Source organism: Bacillus sp. EB600, assembly GCF_024494385.1.
Taxonomy (GTDB): domain Bacteria; phylum Bacillota; class Bacilli; order Bacillales; family Cytobacillaceae; genus JAEVLT01.
In genome coordinates, this window is sequence record NZ_JAEVLT010000017.1 from 1 (window position 1) to 21825 (window position 21825).

Below are 21825 nucleotides of genomic sequence, written 5' to 3' on the forward strand. Positions count from 1 at the left end.
GATTCAACAACACTACCATCACCTCGAAATATATATATGTTTAATTATACCAAATGAAAAGGAAAGAGAACAAATGTTTTGTCTTACGCCAACCGAAATTCATCCCCTCCCTAACCTTGGGCTTTGCCTTTCACAGGTTTGAGGAAGGGGAATTCTTTCGGGATTCGTTAAATCCTTAAATTAATATAATACAAAATATACCCGCCATAACTAGAATAATCCCTGCCACCGTGCGTAAGGTTATACCTTCTTGATTTTTAAAAAGGAAATAACTGATTGGCGTAACAATCACTGGGGTAGACATCGTAATTAAATTTGCAATCGAAATGGGAATATATATCATTGACGCAGTGACAGAGATTTGAGCTGAAATGGTAATCATACCGCTTGAAAAGTACACCCTCTGGGTCAGACTTTTTAATCTGCTTAAAGAAAGTACGGGAACTTTTATATGTTATCGAAAACAGAATTAACCCTAAAACTGCACCAAAAATGCCACCCAATATGGGTTCATTCCAGTTCTGAATGGCTGCCCCTCTTAAAACGTTCCCAACCGACTTTTTGCTGTTTACTTTTATGGTAATATCGTCTTTATTCTGCCTACTAAAACTCCATCTAACTGATTTTGCTCAACCATTTCATCAATTAGTGCCCAAACCTTTGCAATTGGCATTTGTTTTCTATAAGGCCGTTCCTCGGTCAAAGCCTGATAGATATCACATATGGTCATGATTCTATCTAGTTCTCCTACTTGATCTTCATATAAATGTAATGGATAGCCATTTCCATTGAGCTTTTCATGATGGTTGGACGCAAACTCCGTAATTTCTTCAAATCCTTCAATTTGTTCTAATATCCATCTTGTATAATAGGCATGTTTATTGATTTCATAACGTTCCTTCTCAGTTAGCTTTCCTTCTTTATCTAAAATATCATTTGAGACTGCTAACTTTCCTACATCATGTAATAAAGCTGCAACATACATCTTATTTTGTATTTCATAATCATAACCTAACTCTTTCGTTATTTTGTTCACTAATTCAGCAATACCAATAGAATGACGGTGGGTAAAGGGACTTCTCATGTCAATGATTTTAGAAAAAGCCTGTGCAAACCCTTTTATTCCTTCCCAATTCAATTCATTCTCTTGTACTTCGATTCTTCTAGATAGAATATTATTAAATTCATAATTGAAATAGTCTAAAAGGAAATATTCCTTCTCAATCAGTTTTCGAAAAGCAGTAAATATTTCTGGATCAAACAGAGCTTTAATTTCATTTAACCAACCAGTTATTTCTTTAAATGAAGCATAATTTATGTTTTTTGGACCACTAAAGCCTGTATCAAAAAAATCTGCAAAACATATAATTTGCGCAGGAAAGGGGATTTCTTCTCCTTTTAAATGAAACGGTCCAGTTCCATTTACATGCTCATGATGGTAAAAAACATATTCCGAAATACTATTTTTAACAGGTAAATTGTTGATGATATCTCTACCTACAATACAATGATCTTCAATGGAACAGGAATTACTTGCCCCTATGTCGTGCAGTAGAGCTGCATAATAAATATCTGTTTGCTGTTCCTTTGGCAAATTTAATTCTTTAGCGATCATAAATGAGGTATAGGCTACATGTTTTGCGTGAGAGAAATAGCTTTTCTCCGCTACGTCTAAAGCATATGATAATCCTTCGATTAGTGATCTTTCATTAACCTTCATTTTTCGTCTCCCTCAAACTTTCCATTTCAGTATGAGCTGTTTCATAGTTTTTCTTAGTCATTTATAGTTTTAGCTACAGCAACAGCAAAAGTAGAAGTATGTATTTATTGTTAATGTTAAAGCAATATTATGTCAAGATAATAACTAATTGTAGTGGGATGTAATCCTTTGTCAAATGAGATATCTAATAAAAATCTGTTTATGATGTGCAGGTTATTATGCAAGACTCAAGCCAAGAGATTTGCGTTCCAATTTATCTGGATCCGCAAGCATTTTATACGATTTCACCTCCTGAATTCCACTTAGATATATCTGTACAAATTGATTCCCCTGTTAATATCCAGAAAAGCCTTTAAATCATTTAGTTTTTCCTTAATGATTTGAACTTCCTTTTTAGATTTCTTATATGGTTCTAAAACCTTACTATAAAAAGAAGATAAATAAAAATTGGTAAATGCACAAAATTCCTATTGTGACAATTTACGTTCAAATCTTTTTTACAAACATGTGAATTATTGAACAAATTATGTTTTATTCGAGATAACAGAATTATAATAACAGTGTAATCAAGTTACTAATAAAACTTTTAAATAAAGGAGTCTTCCACATGTTTAATCGATTTTTAAGAGAAAACAAAATCGCTGCCGCTATCCTAACTGTCATTCGCTTGTATCTTGGCTATGAATTCTTAATTGCCGGCTACCATAAACTCGCTGCCGGAGGTTTTGATACTTCTGGTTTCTTAAAAGGTGCTATTGCCAATCCGGTGAAGGGTCCAGATGGCAGTATCGTCTATTCTACGTATGTTGGCTTTTTAAAACATTTTGCTCTTCCAAATGCACATCTTTTCAATACGATTGTTCCATTAGGTGAGTTTCTGGTCGGCTTAGGGTTAATTCTTGGCTGCTTGACAACAGCCGCTGCCTTCTTTGCACTCGTGATGAACTTTTCTTACGTAATGGCCGGTACGATTTCTACTAACGCACTTTGCATTCTACTAGGGGTCATCATTATAGTTGCCGGACTTAATGCAGGCCGGATTGGTCTAGACCGCTGGGTGATTCCATTCATCCGTAAAACTACAACAAAAGATCATAATGCTGCTGAAAAAATAAGTGCTTAACGCAAAAGCCCCTCGTTCTAGAATGAGGGGCTTTTTTCATCCAAACTTCTTGTATACTCTTTTGATAGCCATACTCGTGAAACGTTTTGTTCAATATCTGCGTTTTTTACTCCCCTCCTTCTATATTTTTAGGGATCTTTTTCCATTTCAATTCTCCCAAATGTATTAGTACCTTCATATGATCGCTAAAGTAATATTGCAGCAAAAATTTTTTATGAAGAAAACACATAATCCAAGCACCTTAACACTCTGTACATAAAATAATACCAAGAACAAGTCACTTTCCGAATACCCAAAGTATAAAAAAGGATTCATTTTTGATCGTTATCTTTTGAGTTATTACCTACACTGGGAACCAAGTTATTTGTTTGCCTGTGACGACACATCAAAGAAAAGAGTTGTTTATACAAAACTTTGACATGCAGGAGTGCTAAAAATATGGAAGAATCGAGCACTAAAACCTTGTGCAATAATTTCGCTCAAATATTGGAAGGATGCCATTCTTTTCAAAAAAATATGTGTATTGTAGAAGTAACTCGTAATATTCAATTGACAATCATGGGACATCCTAGTTCAACCACTTCATTCGGTTTTTTCGCGTTTGATTCGATCAATAAGAAAAATGAAATGGAGCTAAACATAGGTGATTTTCCACTTCTTGAAAAAGAAGTCATCCCTTTTATTCAAGAGCTACGTATGCAAGGGATTAAAATTTCTGCAGTAAAAGCACATTGGTTATTCAATGAGCCAAAAATATTTCATGTGAATTTTAGGTCCATTGATGAGCCTTTGTCATTTGCAAAGAAAGTACGAAATGCCATAAATTCCCTTTCATGATTTTATGATCTGCTTTAAGCAAAATTCTTACCATCTAAAATCCTTGTTAGTTTTATTTATGAATTTGACAATATTGTTAAACAAATCACAAAGTGATGAAAAACCTTGGGCTCCATGTTATATTTAGTATGTGAATTTGATCACAACAAACTTATCCCCTTTGTTTGAAAGTGAAAAATTCTCCCCATCCCCTTTGTTCGTGTTTTTATAGGAAAAAGACCCTAAGCACCGTTTGCTAGGGTCTTTCCATTTTTGAGCAAAATAGACTTACATTTTTCAACTTCTACAAGCGGTACTCTCTCAATCTTCAGATCGCTGATTCTACCACCAGATTATTAATCAATTGTCAGGAGATCATATCATGAAGCCATTCTCAACCATTCCAGAAAATATTCTAGTTCACCTTGAGTAATAATATTCATTTGAGTACGATTTAGAGTTCAGCAAGTCCTTTGAAAAGCTCAACTGCGGTTTCGATCAGTTCATCTTGGAAATCATACTCATAAGTATGAATATTTGGATAATCTTCGCCGTTTCCAATGTAGCAATATGCACCTTTTGTCAGCTTGGTATAGTAGCCGAAGTCCTCAGATGCACGCCAGGCTTCTTCTAGTTCCACTAACTGAAAGCTCTTTTCTTGGCTGACTTTGCGGACCTTATCAGCGCTTTCCTTATGGTTAACCGTTTCAGGGAATTCATCGTTGTAGGCGAAGCTTACCTTCAGGCCGAATTCTTCTGCCTGAGCTTTAGCAAGATCTTCAAGGTTTTTCTGCAGCTTATCCAATTCCTCTTCGTAGAGAGCACGAATCGTTAAGAGCAAATCACCCTTACTTGCGGACATACCGAAAGCTCTTTCGCCGATCGCTACTTGAACAACAGTGCAAAGGATTAAACCTTTGCTTTTTTCTGTAGAGATGAATTCAGGAATCGCATCAATTATCTTGGCAATTGCAAAAGCAGGATTGACTCCATTCTCAGGTTCACTGGCATGAGCTGGTGCACCTTCCATGTGAATCGTCATTCCCTTAGATGCACAGTGAGTGATTCCGTCAATAATGCCAATGGACTTGAGAGGTATGCCAGTCATGTTATGATAACCGAAAATTTCTTCAATATTATTTTCCTTAATCATCTCACAACACCGAGCAGCACCATCTCCTGTTTCTTCCGCATGTTGGAAGAGGAAAAAGATGTTTTTGTCAGCACCCTTCTGGTCAATTTCCAGTGCAAACCCTGCAAGGGATGCGGAATGACCATCATGTCCGCATTTGTGTGAAATTCCCGGGAACTCCGAAGCATAGGGGATGTCGATGGTCTCCTCAATAGGGAGAGCATCAAAATCTGCCCGGTACGCAATGTTCTTTTTGTCTTCACCAGTGTGATAAATCGCATAGAACCAAAGGCCCCTGTCTACGATTTCAAGCTTTGTATGTTTTTTAAGAAAATCGATTAAGTGTTGTTTTGTCCATGCCTCGTGATTTGAAAGTTCAGGGTGTTGATGTAATTCATGACGCAGCTGTTTAGCTAACTCCAGATTTTTCTTTTCCATTTTGTCTCCATCCTCTTGTTATATGATACTCTCCCAACTTAACTATAGACTCTCTTCAAAGTGACGATTCAGAAAAAATTTTTACATAATAGAAAGTTGTGAGCGGCTCGGACTTTCTTAGCCAGGAAATGCACGAATGCTTATTCGTGACAATTGTGTTCAAATCTTTTTTACAAACATATGAACAGTTGAACAAATTATATTTTATTCGAGATAATAGAATTATAATAACAGTGTAATCAAGTTAATTATAAAGCTTTTAAATAAAGGAGTCTTCCACATGTTTAATCGATTTTTAAGAGAAAACAAAATCGCTGCCGCTATCCTAACTGTCGTTCGCTTGTATCTTGGCTATGAATTCTTAATTGCCGGCTACCATAAACTTGCAGCAGGAGGTTTCGATACATCTGGATTCTTATTAAAAGGGGCAATTGCCAATCCGGTGAAAGGTCCGGACGGTAGTATTGTCTATGCAACTTATGTTGGCTTTTTAAAACACTTTGCACTGCCAAATGCCCACCTTTTCAATACAATTGTTCCATTAGGTGAGTTTCTGGTGGGCTTAGGGTTAATTCTTGGCTGCTTGACAACCGCCGCTGCCTTCTTTGCACTCGTAATGAACTTCTCTTACGTAATGGCCGGTACGATTTCTACTAACGCACTTTGCATTCTATTGGGTGTATTCATAATAGCTGCAGGTTTTAATGCAGGCCGGATTGGTCTAGACCGCTGGGTGATTCCATTCATCCGCAAAACAACAGCAAAAGATCACAACACAGTTGAAAAATTAAGTGCATAACGCGAAGGCCTCTCATTCTAGAACGATTTGCTAGAATGAGGGGCTTTTTTTATAGGTATTTATCCTAATTATTTTTTACAAACAAAGTTAAAAAGAAGGGTATCGAAATACTAAACTTCTGGAATTATACATTCTCGTGAAACCTTTTTAAAACAAAAATTTCGAGTGGTGCCTGTGCATCAGAGTCTATTTCGGACACTTACCTATACATATTTTTATGCATTATTCGACCGCAATTAGCTTAACACTCGAATGAGTTTCCATGATATCACCATCTTTGCAATTGAAAACATACTCAGGCTCGTATCCCTGTGATGCACTTCCAAGGATTGTATTTACCGTTGACATACCAGTATCACCATCATGAATAAAAAAGTTTGAACCTTCTCCTACAGGAACAGCCTTATAACGTCCAGCGGGAAAATCTTTGCCCACTGTATATTGTCCAGCACTAAATTGTCTAGGCGCATCTTGTTTTGCTTTTACACCAGCTGTAAGCTTATCTAATTCCGCTTGCTTGGATTGAATATCTGAATTGGCAGTATTGATTTTATCAGTAAGCCCGTTTAATTCTCCTGTTTTTTTATCGATATCAGATTGAAGACTGTCTATTTTACTTGCAAGTTCAGCAGCATGATCAAATTGAGCTTTTCTACCTTTAAACTGGTCCTCTAATTTATTTGATTTGTCTTGAACAGCGTTTAAATTCTTTTTAGTATCTGTAGTCTTTTTAACTAGAGCATCATATTTAACCTTCTGACCATTTATTTCTGTACTTGCACCGCTACGACCAATACTATACGAAACTACTAAAACCACAATAACACCTATAATTAACAAAATTTTTTTCATACTAACTAGCCCCTTTTTACTATTTTTCTATAATCATATTTTACCATTCTTTCTTTCTAAACTCTCAAAAATATTCCTGATGTCACAAACCAGTTTGTCACCACTGGAAGATTCAGCCGTCAACTAATTCAAAGCATAATACATTGTGAAATAGTAGGTAATTGAATTCCTTTTAAAAATAAAATATTTAAAATTGTAATCCGTAAAGCACAGAAAAGGCACATTCAAAAAAATGAATGTGCCTAAAACGAATCAAAGTTACTAGCTTATACCCTTTATACGCTCTTTAATATATCTTTCCAACCCTTTATCACAACAATAGACATAACAACCTTTCATGCCTCTGGTCATTAACGTTTTATACGTATTGCGAACAAGTTGTTCAAGAGGATCTACTTGCCCTTTTTTTGGCTTAGCCGGTTTAGCACCTTTATCTTTGAACTCATCTCTTCTTACAATGAGCTTTTTATTTTCTTCGTCATAGCCAAGATCTTTACCAATAATCACACCTACATAGTCCATTTCTAACCCCTGGACTGTATGAATACACCCGATTTGGTATGCACAATCTGGGTGAATAGCCCAGTCAATTCTATTTGGATCATTCCATGGCATGGAAAAGTTTTGCTCCTCGATGACAACATCATCGGCTAACTTACCGTCCACAATATTTTTCGTCCAATCCCATGCATAACCGGCTAATAGCCGACCCCCGAGTTTATCCACGATTTCCTCTTTTAATTGGTGAGGACTTGAAATAATCCTAAAATCAAAATCTCCTTCAAGCGGGGAATCTACTTCTTCATTATTTAATAAACTATCCAGCCATGAGATATAATTTCCCGAACCAGAGCATCGATACTGTGATTCGAGTTCGGCAATGTAGATGCTTACTCCAAATCTCGAGGCTTCTTTTTCTATCTCCATAACACTGCCAATATCTTTTTTAGAGATTTTTTGAGTATCATCAATAAAAAATACGCTTATACGGGAAGATCTTATAATTTGTGTTATTTGATTTTCTCCTGCGATTTTCTTTTTCATATGTCCTTGCTCTTTTAAACGATGGGCTTCGTCACAAATAAGGACATCAAAGTAATTTTTAGGTGTTTCTACATAAGATGCTGAACCTTTAAATAAATCTCTAACTTCTACATGCCCTGATGACCCAATTAACTTTTTACGCAGGACTTCCCGAAATGCTTGATTTGGAGTTATATACTCTACATATGCTCTCGAACTAAGCATATAGCTCATTACATTTAATCCAATGACAGATTTTCCAGTACCCGGACCACCTTTTATTATTATGACTTGCTTTTGGTCCGTCTCTGTTTTCAATTTGTTATACAGGCTTACCACTTTTTCATAGGCAACCTTTTGTTCATCAAGCAACACGAATTCTTCATTGCCAGCAATCAATGATCCAACAGTCTCCACCAGTTTTTTTGAAGGACGGATTTTGCCATGTTCAATCGTTTCTGCAATTTCTTTTCCTTTTCCATTTGAAACTAAATGCCGAATATTCTTTGCTAAATCCCTATCGTTAAATTGGAAGTACAAGGGAGATTCCTCAATATATTTACCATACCGTTTGTCCAGCAGCGGCTCACTGAAACTTGCCATAATATAGTTATGTAAGTATGCACAAGCGTGAAGTTTGATAGATGTGTCAGTATATAATGATTCGTTAAAATTCAGTAGATATCTTTTATACGATGATGCTTGGTATGCGGGATGAACTGTTTCCCTTTCTCTACCTCCCAAAAATGTTCTTACAATGCCATCTCCTTCGGCAGTCTTTGCCTTTTCCCATTGCTTTAGTTCAATAATAACTGCATTTTTTGATCCCTGTTCATCTTGACCTGTAATGAGGAAGTCAATTCTCTTTTCCGTGGAGGGCAGCTTATATTCTAATAAAACATGTGTATCCTCTTTTAAATCGGCATCACGTAACACCTTTGCCATTTGAGGAAGTGATCTTTCCCATGATCTCAACTCACTAGGTGATACTACCTTATTCATTTTCTTTAACACTTTTTCTTTGAGTACGTAGCCAATTTTATTCTCGTAAATATGATTTAAAAAAGCAGAAGAGGTCTCATTGTATATAATCATTTTACTGTTTTCTCACTATTGTTCACTGGATATTTCACTGCGTTTTTAACCAGCTTTTTAGAGACTTCCTCTTCTAAGTTAATATCCATTTTATCTGCAAGTTGTATTAAATAAATTAAAATATCAGCTATCTCTTCTTTAATATTTTCTTCTGATGCTGCTACTGCCTCTTCACTTGACTTCCACTGAAAATTTTCAAGCAATTCATTTGCTTCCAGGGAAATTGAAATGGCCAAATCCTTTTCCTTATGGTACTTTTTCCAGCCTCTTTCATCACGGAAGGCTAGAACCTTTTGTATTATTTCTTTCATAATTTTCGCTCCTGTTGGCAACTTGTGTAATAGTACTATTGCCTTATTACCTTATTTTAACACTTGGTGTTTTGGAATTGCACATAAATGTTATACTAAAGAACTTCACGGGGACGGTTCTCGCGTTCCCCGAAGGTGACGCGAGAACCGTCCCCGTGATTCAGTGTAAGGAAACAGATGCACCATCTTCAATTGGTACTAAACCAAGCTCAACTCTTCAATCAAACCTTCATTTATAAAGTATCCATTAATTTTATCAACGTTTTTAATTCAATTAGCGAATATCTTCATAAATTTTGGAGGAAAAAAGTATTCCAGTTTGGTTCCCAATTCTATCAGACTTGATAATAAATTGTACTAGCGATGAGATTTTTTGAAAATTAAAACTTATTAGCACTCTATTGAAGTGAGTGCTAATAAGTTGTATTATAATATATGTAAAGAGGGATGAGCCAGATCCCCCGAAGAAAAAATTTTATAAAAGAGGTAATGTCTTATGGCAAACTTATTTCCAACAAGTCGTGATTTCTTTTTTCCACAAACTCATTTCTTCGATCATGCATTTGATTCTTTCTTTACAAAAACGAATCAACCAAGTGTAGACATTAAAGAAAACGAACATAATTATAAAATGGCTATTGATCTTCCTGGTATGAATAAAGAAGATATCAATGTAACGTACAATAACAATTTATTAACAATTGAAGCTCAATCTAACCAAGAAACCGAAAACAGTGATGAAGCAACTAACTATCTTCGCCGTGAACGCGTAAGTCGTTCCTTTAAACGTCAATTTATCATGAATAATATTAAATTTGATGGCATTGAATGCAAATACGAAAACGGCGTATTAAATATTAATTTGCCTAAAAATGATCAAAAAAACTTAGAACAAAATTATAAAATCAATATTCAATAATACCCATGAATGTTTCTCCATTAAATTTTTGGAATAATTGAAGCCAGATGCACTAGTGCATCTGGCTTTTTGTATGCATACTTCACGGGGACGGTTCTCGCGTTCCCCGAAGGTGACGCGAGAACCGTCCCCGTGATTCACCCGTGATTCATATCGAATCATGCTATTATCGTACGTCATCAAGCGATTTCGCCACTGTGTGAGCAATTGGTTTCCATTGAACGTCCTTAAACAGGGCTACGACAGAAATTGGTATATAGGTCATCATAAAAAACGGAAAAGTGATTGTATAAGCGATTTTTTTCCAGCCGGAGCAATGAATTTTTCTCCACTCCGTCAATGTTGTAATGCAACCAAGGGTAAATAGTACCCCATAATACCAGCCAACGGACTTTACCATTGCCAGAATGGTGGCATGAATAATCCTTTTCCCTTCAATTAATTCAAATAAACCCGCTAAGTAGAATAATCCATTCACCATAATGCTGATACTAGAAACGAGCATAGCTGGCATGATCGTCATGGCCATATCGTAGCATGAAAAGCTGTTACGCTTTCCTTGAAAAATACCGCCAAACAAATCCTTTCCATATTTAGAAAAAACCTGGTAGAAGCCCTTCGCCCAACGTAATCTCTGATGCCAAGACTGTTCGAAGGTGACTGGCTGCTCGTCATAGAACATGGCGCTTCTGCAGTATCCGATCTTTTCGCCTTTAATGATCTGAGAAACTGAAAACTCAATGTCTTCTGTAAGGAGATGATAGATCCACCCTCCATTTTCTTTGATCAAATCAGCATGTAAAAGAAATCCTGTTCCAGAAATCGCACAACTGGAGTTAAGGACCATTCTTGGCAGGTTGAGATATTCAGCCTCATGCAGGAACCAGAGTGCATAACCTGCAGAAATCCAATTCTGATCGTAATTCTTGGAGTTTCGATAACTGGTGATTACCCTGTATCCTTGATTGAAGGTTTTGTTCATTTCCGCAACATAATTCTCATCAAGGAGATTGTCGGCATCAAACACAAAATATCCATCATACTTTCTGGATGAATATTCCCGTTCGATGATATTCAACATATAATCGAGGGCATACCCCTTTCCAATCAAAGCCTTATTGAAGCGTTTCCTGACAATAGCCCCCGCTGCCTCTGCAACCCGGGCTGTATTATCGGTACAGTTGTCTGCTACAACGAAAATATCAATCAATTTCTCGGGATACTTCTGGTTTTTTATACTTTTAATCAGTTGTCCGATGACGAGTTCTTCATTTCGCGCTGAGATGATCACAGCGTATTTGCGAAAATGAACATTCCGCATCCTAGGAGTTTTTTCCTGTTTGGCTTTAAATGAAACAAACATGTATACAATTTGATACGAATACATCAAAGCAAATAATAGGAACATGATCATATTAAAATCTTTAATAAAAGCTGATACTGTCAAGTCCAAGCTGATACCCCCATGATATTATCATTTTATTTTTTTACATTCTTCCGCTGCTTTTCCATTGACCTGCATGATCATGAAAGCTGTGCAGAATAATGGATCTAAAAGTCAAAGTCATATTGCTGGGTGTAGCGGATTTCAAAGAAAAGGATAAAGTTTCGTAAAGGAATTACTCCCCTCCTGTTGCATAAATTCTATGCATGTTGCAAAAGGTATTAATCATATGTACTTATCCCTTAAGGAATAAGTATATAACATATGTTCAAACCAAGCATTAAAATTATGTAAATCCTAAGTAAATTTTTAAACATTCAAAAAAATACAAAAGCACCCCAACCTGTTGTTTTGAAATTCAACTCTTGAACCAAATACTGTAACGTCAGGATAAAGCCCTTTGCATGGGTATAGCCCAGAAGCTACATCTAATCAACTGCAATGAATAGGTGTATTTTCTTTTTAAAAACTAGCATGATATAGTTATTGAGTTCGGCTTGAAAGGAGAAAAACATGAAAAAAGCTGCTCAAAACTATCTGGTTTTTTATGTCATTGCAGTTGTGTTGTTATGGATTAAAACGTATATTGCTTATCAATTTGAGTTTAGACTGGATACCGAAAATACTCTTCAAAAGTTTTTATTATTTATTAATCCTTTGAGCTCCGCTCTTTTCTATTTAGCTTTCGCTCTTCTTTCCAAAAAGTACTTTAAACATGTATTGATTGGAATCCATTTTTTCTTGTCTTTTTTATTGTATGCCAATATTGTCTATTACCGCTTCTTCAATGACTTTATTACTGTCCCTGTTTTGCTTCAGGCAAAATCCAATGCGGGGGGTTTAGGTGACAGTGCTGCAGGTTTGATGTCACTAACTGATATTTTTTATTTTACCGACACGATTCTCTTGATTGTTCTTGCCTGCACTTTATTTAAACAGGTGAAAGTCAAAACTCGGAGAACCTACAAATTCGTTTTTTTGTTTTCGATCATCGTTTTTTTACTTAATTTAAGTCTCGCAGAAAAAGACCGACCACACCTTTTGTCCCTCACCTTTGACCGGAATTATATTGTTAAATATTTGGGCGCGTACAATTTTACTATCTTTGACATTATTCAAAATATCCAAACATCAAGTCAGCGTGTTTTCGCGTCCAGCAGCAATCTTACAAATGTGGAGAATTACCGAAAGGCAAGCTATACCCCTCCTAATCCTGCACTTTTTGGAAAAGCGAAGGAGATGAACGCCCTATTTGTTTCAATGGAATCATTCCAAAATTTCATGATTGATTTGAAAATGCCGAATGGGCAACCTGTCACACCTTTTTTGGACTCATTGGCTCATGAAGACAATACCTTTTATTTTGATCATTTTTATCATCAAACCGGCCAAGGAAAAACGTCCGACGCGGAGTTTTTAATGGAAAATTCGCTTTATCCTTTGAATCAAGGCTCTGCGTTTATAAACAAAGCGCAGAACACCTATCAAGCAACACCTGCCATTTTAAAAGGATTCGGATACAATTCGGCGGTTTTCCACGGAAACTATAAGACTTTCTGGAACCGGGATGTTATGTACAAGTCCTTAGGGTACGACCAGTTTTTTGATGCCTCTTATTTCAGCATGACACCGCAAAATACAAAGAATTTCGGAATGAAGGATAAACCGTTTTTTGCTGAAAGCATGCCGATGCTCGAAAGTCTAAAACAACCGTTTTATACGAAATTCATCACGCTTTCGAACCATTTTCCCTTTGAGATTGATCCAGGCGATACCGATTTTCCAAAAGGAAATTTTGGGGACTGGGCCGTAGATCAATACGTGCAATCTGCAAATTATATGGATCAGGCACTGCAGCAATTCTTTGCTGCCCTTAAAAAAGATAGATTGTACGACAAGACGGTGATTATTCTTTATGGTGACCATTACGGACTTTCCAGTAACAATTATCCTGCCCTGGCAAAAGCGCTGGGAGTGGATAACATCGCACCGGTAATGGACTCTAATCTCCAGCGGGTTCCATTGTTCATACATGTTCCAGGCGTTAAAGGAGGAGTAGAACATCAAGTGGGCGGTGAAGTTGACGTTCGGCCAACTCTTCTTCATCTACTTGGAATTGATACAAAAGATTATATCGAATTTGGTTCCGATCTATTATCGCCACAGCACCGGAATTGGCTTGCATTTAGGAATGGAGATTTTGTTTCAACTGATTTGATTAAATCCGGTGACAAATGCTATAGCGTGGAAACACAGGATCTCGCTGCTGATCAAAAAGACTGCAATAGCTTCGTTGACAAAGTGAAAACTGAACTACAGATGTCTGACATGGTCGTAAACCAAGATTTGCTTCGCTTTTATCATCCAAATGGTTTTAAACCGATCAATCCAAGTGATTATCAATATTTAGGACCGACTAAAAAAAAGGGAGCTTAGCTCCCAAAGATTATTCAAAAATCTCCAATGCCTAGTTACTGCCCGGAACGCCCGGATTTTCTTGTCTTGCTGATTTCCCTATACAATACTTTTGATGAAAAAATTTTTTCAAGTGATTTATTCATCAGGTTGCTGCCCCCTGCTGTCTAAAAATCATTTTGTCAAAAATAGACTGAAATCCATTATCGAGGTAAAATGAATATTACTTGATTTTGGATTTTGGGGTGAAAATGATTGAATGACAAATCCATCCGTGTTTATCTATTTTTTCTTAGTTTGTATGCGATAACTTATATGGGAAGCGCGGTATACAATACTTTTATACCTGTCTACTTGAAGAGTATTGGCTTAAGTCAGACTTCGATTGCAACGTTATTAAGTTTTGGACCTCTAGTTGCCATTTTGGCTCAGCCTGTTTGGGGAAGCATAGGAGACCGTTCGAAGAGTAAAAATAATGTACTGCAAATCCTTATTTTGGGGAGCGCTGTCTCTGCATTGTTTTTTCCTCTATCCAATCAATACATCTATTTATTGCTCATGATTTGCCTGATCACATTTTTTCAAGCATCTATTTTTCCATTAAGTGATGCGATCACATTAGAACATCTGTCACGAACGAAATGGACTTTTGGACCGATTCGATTAGCAGGGACCATTGGATTTGCTGTGATGTCTGTTGTTTTTGGTATGATGGCAAAAAGGAATATAAACAGTCTTTTTTCAGTCTACTCGGTTGTTATGCTGCTTGCTTTAGTCATCATCATTGGACTGCCAAAAATAAAGGGTCATCAGTCTAATAGAGAAAAGGTCTCCCTGCTTGTCTTACTAAAAAACCGAAAGCTAATGCTGTTTATGCTGCTGAATTTTATTGTTCAGATTACTTTAGGTTATTACTATGCTTTTTTTCCAATCTACTACCAACAATTAGGCGCAGATAATGGATTACTAGGCTGGTCCATGCTTGTCTCAGCAATGAGTGAGCTGCCTTTCTTACTTTTTGGACATAAGATTGTTGAACGGTTTGGCATTCCTGCTGTCCTTCTAAGTACCGCCTTCTTTGCCGGACTCCGCTGGGTTTTGCTTTACTTTGTCCATAATCCCTATCTCGTCCTGCCGATTCAATTGCTTCATGGCTTAATTTTCATCGTGTTAACGGTAACACTAGCCATTTACATCAATCAAGAAGTACCAAAGGAACTAAAGGCCTCTGGACAGACACTGAATGGATTAATTGGTTTGGGATTAGCTAGAATCATAGGAAGTATGGCCGGAGGTGTTGCCAGCGATTACGTGGGATTGCGAACAGTATTCTTGTATAGTGGATTGGCAGCCTTCGTTACTGTAATTGTCTTTGTATTCATCTTTTTAAAGGAAGCAAAAGTAATGATAAATCAACCTGAAAAACTCTATGTTAAAAAATAGTAACAAACGAAAAGCCGCCAAGATTGGCGGCTTTTCGTTAGACGTTCACTGTTGGACTTGCTTTTGCTGTTCCATTACCTTCTTGTGTGCAGGAAGGAAGAGAGAAACAATGAGGTTTGCGATCCCGAGGAAAAACACCAATATAAACACAAGGTGCATCCCATGGGAGAGCGCTTGATGGATCATATCAATAACGTTTGCAGGCAACTTATTAATGGCACCTGAACTTAATACATTACTAATATTGCCTCCTCCGCCCCATGCTCCATTTGAATGTTCTTTTCCATAAGTCAGGAGCGAGTTATTAAAAATGGTACCAAAGATAGCAATCCCAATTGTTTGGCCAATGGAACGAGTAAATGTGTTTGAAGCGGTTGCTGCTCCACGCATTTGCCAGCCAACCGCTGATTGGACAAGAACCGTCGTTGGGGTTGTGGCATAACCCATCCCAAGGCCAATGACAATCATAATCCCAACGAAATACCAATACGGTGAGCCAAGTCCCAGGGCCAGTAGCCACGTTCCCCCAAGTGCAATAAAAATTGCACCAAGGACAGCAGTTAGCTTAGAACCGATTTTGTACATATAACGTCCGGCGAAAGTTGCCCCTAATGGCCAAGCAATAGACATTGGCATTAAGGTCAGTCCAGAGCTCGTTGCACTGTGGCCAAGGATCGTTTGAATCCACATTGGTAAATAAACGTTAACCCCAATTAGGACACAACTAGATAGAAAACCCACGAGATTTGAAACTAAGATAACAGGTATCCGAAATAACGATGGTGGAAGCATCGGCTCTTTCACTTTTGTTTCAATATAGCCAAAGAGCACAATAAAGATTACCGCAACTGCAAATAGTAAATAGATTGGAGCTGAATTCCAAGCATATTTCTGCCCCGGACCAGCATTTAGAAGAGCGTATAACAGAGATGAAATCCCAATTGTAAAGGTGATCGCTCCAAGATAATCAATTTTATGATCCTTTTTCTCTTCAAACGTTTCATGGAAAAAAGTAGTGATTAAAATGAGTGAGATTAAACCAACAGGTAAGTTAATATAGAAGATCCAACGCCAGCTGATTTGATCCACAAAAAAGCCGCCAACTAATGGGCCAAGAAGACCTGCAATTCCCCAGACCGCGCCAAACACTCCCTGCATTTTTGCGCGCTGTTCACCAGGGTAGAGATCCCCGATAATCGTAAAGGTGATCGGCATCACTGCACCAGCACCAATCCCTTGAAAGGCGCGGAACCAAATTAATTGGGTCATCGTATGAGCAGCACCAGATAGCATCGAGCCGATTACAAACAAAATGACCCCGGTAATAAAAACTTTCTTTCTTCCAAATAAATCAGCTAATTTTCCATAAATGGGAGTCGTTACAGAAGTTGTAAGGGTATAGATAGCAAAAACCCAGCTTATTAATTTTAACCCACTAAGATCACTGACAATCCGAGGCATCGCCGTACTGACAACAGTGACATCAATGGCGACTAAAAGAATAGCAACAAGCATCGCAACTGTTACCATTTTACGATTCGTCATTGTTTTTGACATATTTCTTATCTCCTTAAAAATTAGTAATGGCATTTAAAAAATGAACATTAAATAGTATAGCTTACTCCCTGCTAAAAAACGATTTTTTTACCCTAATGAACCGAATTAGTAAGAGGATTATAGAGTCATACAAGAAGCGTAGAATTTGGTCATGAAAAACTTATTGTTTCCCATTGTAGAGTACCTTTAAAGAGAAAGTAATACACTATTCACTAATTGGTCATTCATTATCATTTATAGAATTTCCCACTATACAGCCATCTGCCTTCTACAATGTCGGGTAAAATGCCCCTTATATATTCCTTCAGCTCTTCCGGCAACTCATTTTTTTCAAGTTCATCAAGCGTAAAATAAATGATTTGTCCATTCTTTAAATCCATTACTTGAACCGCAATTTGTGTTTGACCTTCTAAATTAGAAACTTTCCTTGTCAGCATAATATGATATGACATGTTGGCACCTCAATCCCATTATACGCGAACTAACGTTCTATTTCTAGTATCTAAACGTTACGAATCGCATTAAAAAGGTGCTATTACTTCAACGTTTTACCTTCCTCTATCTAAAAAAAGCAGTGTCTTTATCATGTCAAGCCAAATTCAAGCCTAATTTTCTGTAAAATTTAATTTTTATCTTTCCTTTTCAAGAGGGGAAAAACTTAATAAACCTTTACATAAAATCCATCGGAGCTTAAAAATTTACTTTTATAATATAATTGTTAAGCCAATATTATAAAGGAAGGAGCAAGCACAAAATGTACAATTATACAATATACGTTACATTCAAGGGGAAAATTTATCAAACCAATGTAATAGCTAACAAACAACAATCAGAAGAAGAGGTTTACCAAATAGCACAAGAACAAGTTGTAAAACAATGGGCAAATTAAGCAACAACTTGTGTTATTTCGTTCTCTTCTTTTCCTCTAAACCTGGAAGACTTTTCTGATGTTATTAAAATCTTAAAAAATCAAAATCCTTCTACAAAATCGTATTATAATGTTCATAAACATATTAGAGAAACAGCTCCATTTCACTAACTTTCATAAGTAAAGCCCATTTTTGTACATATGTTCTCCATCCTTAAATGCGTTTAACCAAATTCTTGCAGCGCCCCTTTTTTCACTTTCGTCTATGCGATTTCTTGCCAATCCGTATCCAAGATACTCAGGCTTCAATACCTTGGAGATTTCCCAAATAAGACCGTTAATTAAAACTTCCTTCTACTGAAGAACTGTTTATTGGATTGTTTTGGTTTGAAGAGGCAAAAGCATACCAGGTTTGATATTGGATAGAATAGGTGTGAAAACTAGATGATGAGGTGTTGTTATGGAACATAAAGTTCTGCCCAGGAATGAATGGATCGAAGCGAGGAAAGAACTGCTTCAGAAAGAAAAGGAATTCAACGAAGTTGCGGGATGAACTCACGCAGAAGAGACGAGATTTGCCGTGGGAAGCTGTCAGCAAGTCTTACACATTTGACGGTCCCAACGGTAAGGTACCACTATCAGACTTATTTGCTGGAAGAAGTCAGCTGATTGTGTATCATTTCATGTTCGATCCTAGTTGGGATCAGGGCTGCAAACATTGTTCTTTTTGGGCAGATCACTACAGTGGGATGATACCGCACTTACTTCACCGTGATGTCTCTTTTGTCTGTATTTCTCGTGCACCCTTAGAAAAGCTGGAAGCATTCAAAAAACGAATGGGTTGGACATTTCCTTCGTATTCATCAGGACATACAGATTTTAATTATGATTATCAGGCATCTTTCACAGAAGATGAAGTAGAGAAAAAGCAAGCATTTTACAACTATACACTCCAGAATCCTATGAGTTCTGACAGGGAGGGCGTGAGCGTTTTTTACAAAGATGAAGAAGGAAATATATTTCATACATACTCGACTTACGCTCGTGGCATTGACATGATGAATATCACATACCAATTTCTCGATTTAGTGCCAAAAGGTCGACGGGACGATCGTGGACTGCGGCATCATGATCAATATGTTCCAAAAGTATAAAATCAGGCGGAGAGTACCTCGCTCTTTTCGTTAAAAGATATTTTTAGTGTTGAACTAAACTGAACTCTTAGCTCAAAAAAAGGGACCGCAACATCCCCATTTCAAGTGAGATAAAATTTACCCTACTCATTTTCGGGGTTTCTTTTCATACCAAGGAGTTGTAGGTCTTGTAGCAGGATACCCATTTTGCTCCCGATATTGTTTCCTCTCATCTGTAAAATACCACCAGCTCTTATCTCTATCAGGATAATTGGCGTGATATACTATACAACGTAAAGAATCTTCCACACAAGGGTCTTCCCAATATCCGAATAGTTCTTCCAATTTATCAGTTAGATTAGCACCGTCTTCATTCTTAATCTCTTCAAGAGAATAAAATCCCAATTCAGTTACCCATTGAGCCAACTTTGGTCCAATAGAAGGTATAGATTGAAATTGGCCCACAGCACGAAGATACTTGGCACGTTCAAAAGAAGATTTTAGACACTTGGATAATGAAGAGACATCCATATCGGCAATCTCACATAATTTTACTTTACATCTTCTTAAATTTAATTTTTCTTCGGCAGTTAAAGGTAGTTTTGGAGAAGACTTTTTCATTTAATACACCCTATTTTCCATACAGTCGTTTTAAATATATTTAGGCAATGATTCTATTTGTATAATATAATATTTTGATGGTTTTATTCAACAAAAGGGGGCATATATACAGTAACAACTGCAAATCCTTGGAATAGTGCACCTTTTATCTTTGTATCCATAGATAAGCGTTTAAGGACTTGACCTGGACCCTCTGTGGGTATGATTTGTCTTGAAAGGCTGAAGCAGTTGTTCATCAGGCAAACGAGGCGATCATTCCAACCTCTCCAAGTAAAGTCCTAACTGTGTTCGGCATATAAAAATGCTGTTTATAGCAGTATGTTTTATGAATGCAAAAAGAGCCAAAATATACAAAAAGTGCATAAAAACCTACATATTTCGGGCTCTTTAATTTTTCTCCTTATTGTATTAAAGCTACCCAATTGTTTAAGTGAAATTCTTCGAAATGTTTCTATGAAGATAAAATTGAACGCCTTCCATTTTTTGCAATAGCATTTTGCATTTGTTTATATATTTTTCTTTTCACCATTGTTTGTGATTTCCACAGAGTTCAGGCAATTAGTTAACTGGTTCACTGTGGCTCTGGTACTTTTCTTAAAACTCTCCTTTGATTAGCTACTTCTCCCTCTTTGCTAGGCTTTCCTGTTCGAATAAAGAAAGACAATATAAAAGCTAAAATAGTTAGATAGGTTGCAACCATAAAAGCATCATTAATTCCCATAACCGTTCCTTGCTTAACAATCATTGCCATATGAACTTTATCCGTTGGAGAAATATGGTATTGGCTCATCATTGTTTCTATATGTTTTTTCCCTTGATTGGTCATGATGGAGACAAAGAACGCCAATCCAACAGCCCCTGCAACCATTCTTAATGTGTTAATCATAGCAGTACCATATTTATTTAAACTAAGTCCCAAGTCATTAAGACCCGCTGTAAAGATTGGCATCATCAAAAGAGAAATACCAAACATCCTGACAGTATAAACCCATAAAACATAAGAAAAGGCTGTATTAGTTTGTAGCCTTGTCAGAGCATAGGTGGTAAGAATCGTAATAGCTAAGCCGATAATTGCTAACCACCTTGCTCCATATCGATCAAAGAGCTTTCCAGTGATTGGCGACATAATCCCCATCACCACTCCACCAGGCAAGAGCATGAAGCCTGCTTGCAGAGGGCTGAAGCCATGAACATTTTGCATATAGATCGGCATTAAAATCATTCCCGAGAACATGGCCATCGTAACAATAACGTTAATGATGGTCGTTAACGTAAACAACCTGTACTTGAAAATCCTAAATTCTAAAATAGGTTGACCTACAGTAAGCTGCCTCCATACAAACAAGATCAGACTTCCCCCACTGATAATAAACAAGGTAACGATCTCTGGATCACCCCACCCCTTTGATCCTGCTGTCGAAAAGGCATAAAGTAAACCGCCAAATCCAAACGTTGATAAAATAACACCAAGGACATCAAGTTTTGGGCGACTGGTCTCTGTCACATTTTTCACAAAGAAAATGGCCATAAAAAAGTCAATAAAAGCAATTGGCGCAATAACATAAAACATTACATGCCAGGAATATGTTTGGATAATCCAGCCGGCCCATGTCGGTCCTATAGCTGGTGCAAAGTTCAAAGCAATTCCAAAGATTCCCATAGCAAACCCTCGCCGCTCTATTGGGAAGATCGTAAAAATAACATTTATAATTAATGGAAAAAGAATTCCTGCACCAATAGCTTGTACGACCCTTCCAACTAAGATAACTGTGAAGGCAGGTGCCACCGCACAAATAACGGTTCCAACCGCGAAGATTCCCATTGAAAACAAAAATAATTGTCTAGTTGTAAATCTTTGCATTAAAAAAGCAGTGATAGGGATGACAATACCATTTGTTAACAAGAAAATGGTACTTAACCAGTTGGCAGTATCTGCTGAAACTTTAAAAGAACTCATAATTGGAGGCAGCGCCACATTAATAACGGTTTGATTCAAAAATGCTATAAAGCCCCCAGCCAGCATAACTGCAAAAATTGGTATTATTCGAAGTGGCTGCGTTGATTTTTTTTCTGCGGTTGACAAGTAAATTCCCCCATATGTACTTTTTATTATTAA

The 21825-nt window shown here is 37.0% G+C and carries 19 protein-coding genes; 8 read left to right on the forward strand and 11 right to left on the reverse strand.

Annotated features, from left to right (window positions below):
* Positions 1–175: 175 nt before the first annotated feature.
* Both JN080_RS29900 and JN080_RS16790 read right to left on the reverse strand, forming a co-directional pair.
* The gene (locus tag JN080_RS29900) at positions 176–400 is read right to left on the reverse strand and encodes a hypothetical protein (RefSeq protein ID WP_375141679.1); all 225 of its coding nucleotides are present in this window, start codon (positions 398–400) and stop codon (positions 176–178) included.
* A gap of 174 nt (positions 401–574) precedes the next feature.
* Positions 575–1720: an HD-GYP domain-containing protein gene (locus JN080_RS16790; protein ID WP_256237143.1), complete on the reverse strand. Its 1146-nt coding sequence runs from the start codon at positions 1718–1720 to the stop codon at positions 575–577.
* A gap of 607 nt (positions 1721–2327) precedes the next feature.
* Here JN080_RS16790 and JN080_RS16795 point away from each other — a divergent pair.
* On the forward strand, positions 2328–2843 hold the full coding sequence (locus tag JN080_RS16795) for a DoxX family protein (RefSeq protein ID WP_256237144.1): 516 nt from the start codon (positions 2328–2330) through the stop codon (positions 2841–2843).
* A 438-nt stretch (positions 2844–3281) separates the two neighbouring features.
* Entirely contained in the window at positions 3282–3680 is a 399-nt protein-coding gene (locus JN080_RS16800; protein WP_256237145.1) for a DUF1259 domain-containing protein, read from the forward strand.
* Positions 3681–4113: 433 nt separating this feature from the next.
* On the opposite strand, the gene JN080_RS16805 is transcribed toward JN080_RS16800, so the two are convergent.
* Positions 4114–5229 carry a M20 metallopeptidase family protein gene (locus JN080_RS16805; protein ID WP_256237146.1) on the reverse strand — a complete coding sequence of 372 codons (1116 nt, stop codon included), beginning with the start codon at positions 5227–5229 and terminating at the stop codon, positions 4114–4116.
* 280 nt (positions 5230–5509) lie between these two features.
* Between JN080_RS16805 and JN080_RS16810 the strand changes: the two genes are divergently transcribed.
* A complete protein-coding gene (locus tag JN080_RS16810; protein ID WP_256237147.1) occupies positions 5510–6028 on the forward strand; it encodes a DoxX family protein in 519 nt (172 codons plus the stop codon).
* Positions 6029–6250: 222 nt separating this feature from the next.
* Here the strand turns inward: JN080_RS16810 and JN080_RS16815 are convergent, their stop codons facing one another.
* The 3 genes from JN080_RS16815 to JN080_RS16825 all read right to left on the reverse strand — a co-directional run bounded on the left by JN080_RS16815 (position 6251) and on the right by JN080_RS16825 (position 9309).
* Positions 6251–6880, reverse strand: coding sequence for a coiled-coil domain-containing protein (locus JN080_RS16815; RefSeq protein WP_256237148.1), 630 nt, complete (start codon positions 6878–6880; stop codon positions 6251–6253).
* Positions 6881–7141: 261 nt separating this feature from the next.
* On the reverse strand, positions 7142–8905 hold the full coding sequence (locus JN080_RS16820; protein ID WP_256237149.1) for a DUF2075 domain-containing protein: 1764 nt from the start codon (positions 8903–8905) through the stop codon (positions 7142–7144).
* Between the two features lie 89 nt (positions 8906–8994).
* A complete protein-coding gene (locus JN080_RS16825) occupies positions 8995–9309 on the reverse strand; it encodes a nucleotide pyrophosphohydrolase (RefSeq protein ID WP_256237150.1) in 315 nt (104 codons plus the stop codon).
* A gap of 496 nt (positions 9310–9805) precedes the next feature.
* On the opposite strand from JN080_RS16825, the gene JN080_RS16830 reads away from it, so the two are divergent.
* Positions 9806–10228 (forward strand): Hsp20/alpha crystallin family protein, encoded by a 423-nt coding sequence (locus tag JN080_RS16830; protein ID WP_256237151.1) that lies wholly within the window; start codon positions 9806–9808, stop codon positions 10226–10228.
* A gap of 166 nt (positions 10229–10394) precedes the next feature.
* Here JN080_RS16830 and JN080_RS16835 read toward each other — a convergent pair whose 3' ends face one another.
* Entirely contained in the window at positions 10395–11681 is a 1287-nt protein-coding gene (locus JN080_RS16835; protein WP_256237152.1) for a glycosyltransferase family 2 protein, read from the reverse strand.
* 504 nt (positions 11682–12185) lie between these two features.
* On the opposite strand from JN080_RS16835, the gene JN080_RS16840 reads away from it, so the two are divergent.
* Together JN080_RS16840 and JN080_RS16845 are read left to right on the forward strand one after the other, a co-directional pair.
* Complete coding sequence (locus JN080_RS16840) at positions 12186–14108, forward strand: LTA synthase family protein (RefSeq protein WP_256237153.1); 1923 nt, start codon at positions 12186–12188, stop codon at positions 14106–14108.
* A 234-nt stretch (positions 14109–14342) separates the two neighbouring features.
* The gene (locus JN080_RS16845; protein WP_256237154.1) at positions 14343–15530 is read left to right on the forward strand and encodes an MFS transporter; all 1188 of its coding nucleotides are present in this window, start codon (positions 14343–14345) and stop codon (positions 15528–15530) included.
* Positions 15531–15575: 45 nt separating this feature from the next.
* Here JN080_RS16845 and JN080_RS16850 read toward each other — a convergent pair whose 3' ends face one another.
* On the reverse strand, positions 15576–17087 hold the full coding sequence (locus JN080_RS16850; protein ID WP_256237155.1) for an MDR family MFS transporter: 1512 nt from the start codon (positions 17085–17087) through the stop codon (positions 15576–15578).
* A 230-nt stretch (positions 17088–17317) separates the two neighbouring features.
* A complete protein-coding gene (locus JN080_RS16855) occupies positions 17318–17539 on the reverse strand; it encodes a hypothetical protein (protein ID WP_256237156.1) in 222 nt (73 codons plus the stop codon).
* Between the two features lie 302 nt (positions 17540–17841).
* On the opposite strand from JN080_RS16855, the gene JN080_RS16860 reads away from it, so the two are divergent.
* Positions 17842–17976 (forward strand): BA3454 family stress response protein, encoded by a 135-nt coding sequence (locus JN080_RS16860; RefSeq protein ID WP_256237157.1) that lies wholly within the window; start codon positions 17842–17844, stop codon positions 17974–17976.
* Between the two features lie 554 nt (positions 17977–18530).
* Entirely contained in the window at positions 18531–19109 is a 579-nt protein-coding gene (locus JN080_RS16865; protein WP_256237158.1) for a DUF899 domain-containing protein, read from the forward strand.
* 126 nt (positions 19110–19235) lie between these two features.
* Here the strand turns inward: JN080_RS16865 and JN080_RS16870 are convergent, their stop codons facing one another.
* Positions 19236–19709, reverse strand: coding sequence for a helix-hairpin-helix domain-containing protein (locus tag JN080_RS16870; RefSeq protein WP_256237159.1), 474 nt, complete (start codon positions 19707–19709; stop codon positions 19236–19238).
* Between the two features lie 571 nt (positions 19710–20280).
* The gene (locus JN080_RS16875; RefSeq protein WP_375141681.1) at positions 20281–21792 is read right to left on the reverse strand and encodes a DHA2 family efflux MFS transporter permease subunit; all 1512 of its coding nucleotides are present in this window, start codon (positions 21790–21792) and stop codon (positions 20281–20283) included.
* Positions 21793–21825: the final 33 nt, after the last annotated feature.

What these genes read in the sequence shown, in the direction of transcription:
- JN080_RS16790 (WP_256237143.1), bottom strand. Translation starts at nt 1,720, where the DNA reads ATGAAGGTTAATGAAAGATCACTAATCGAAGGATTATCATATGCTTTA.
- JN080_RS16795 (WP_256237144.1), top strand. Translation starts at nt 2,328, where the DNA reads ATGTTTAATCGATTTTTAAGAGAAAACAAAATCGCTGCCGCTATCCTA.
- JN080_RS16800 (WP_256237145.1), top strand. Translation starts at nt 3,282, where the DNA reads ATGGAAGAATCGAGCACTAAAACCTTGTGCAATAATTTCGCTCAAATA.
- JN080_RS16805 (WP_256237146.1), bottom strand. Translation starts at nt 5,229, where the DNA reads ATGGAAAAGAAAAATCTGGAGTTAGCTAAACAGCTGCGTCATGAATTA.
- JN080_RS16810 (WP_256237147.1), top strand. Translation starts at nt 5,510, where the DNA reads ATGTTTAATCGATTTTTAAGAGAAAACAAAATCGCTGCCGCTATCCTA.
- JN080_RS16815 (WP_256237148.1), bottom strand. Translation starts at nt 6,880, where the DNA reads ATGAAAAAAATTTTGTTAATTATAGGTGTTATTGTGGTTTTAGTAGTT.
- JN080_RS16820 (WP_256237149.1), bottom strand. Translation starts at nt 8,905, where the DNA reads ATGAATAAGGTAGTATCACCTAGTGAGTTGAGATCATGGGAAAGATCA.
- JN080_RS16825 (WP_256237150.1), bottom strand. Translation starts at nt 9,309, where the DNA reads ATGAAAGAAATAATACAAAAGGTTCTAGCCTTCCGTGATGAAAGAGGC.
- JN080_RS16830 (WP_256237151.1), top strand. Translation starts at nt 9,806, where the DNA reads ATGGCAAACTTATTTCCAACAAGTCGTGATTTCTTTTTTCCACAAACT.
- JN080_RS16840 (WP_256237153.1), top strand. Translation starts at nt 12,186, where the DNA reads ATGAAAAAAGCTGCTCAAAACTATCTGGTTTTTTATGTCATTGCAGTT.
- JN080_RS16850 (WP_256237155.1), bottom strand. Translation starts at nt 17,087, where the DNA reads ATGTCAAAAACAATGACGAATCGTAAAATGGTAACAGTTGCGATGCTT.
- JN080_RS16855 (WP_256237156.1), bottom strand. Translation starts at nt 17,539, where the DNA reads ATGTCATATCATATTATGCTGACAAGGAAAGTTTCTAATTTAGAAGGT.
- JN080_RS16860 (WP_256237157.1), top strand. Translation starts at nt 17,842, where the DNA reads ATGTACAATTATACAATATACGTTACATTCAAGGGGAAAATTTATCAA.
- JN080_RS16870 (WP_256237159.1), bottom strand. Translation starts at nt 19,709, where the DNA reads ATGAAAAAGTCTTCTCCAAAACTACCTTTAACTGCCGAAGAAAAATTA.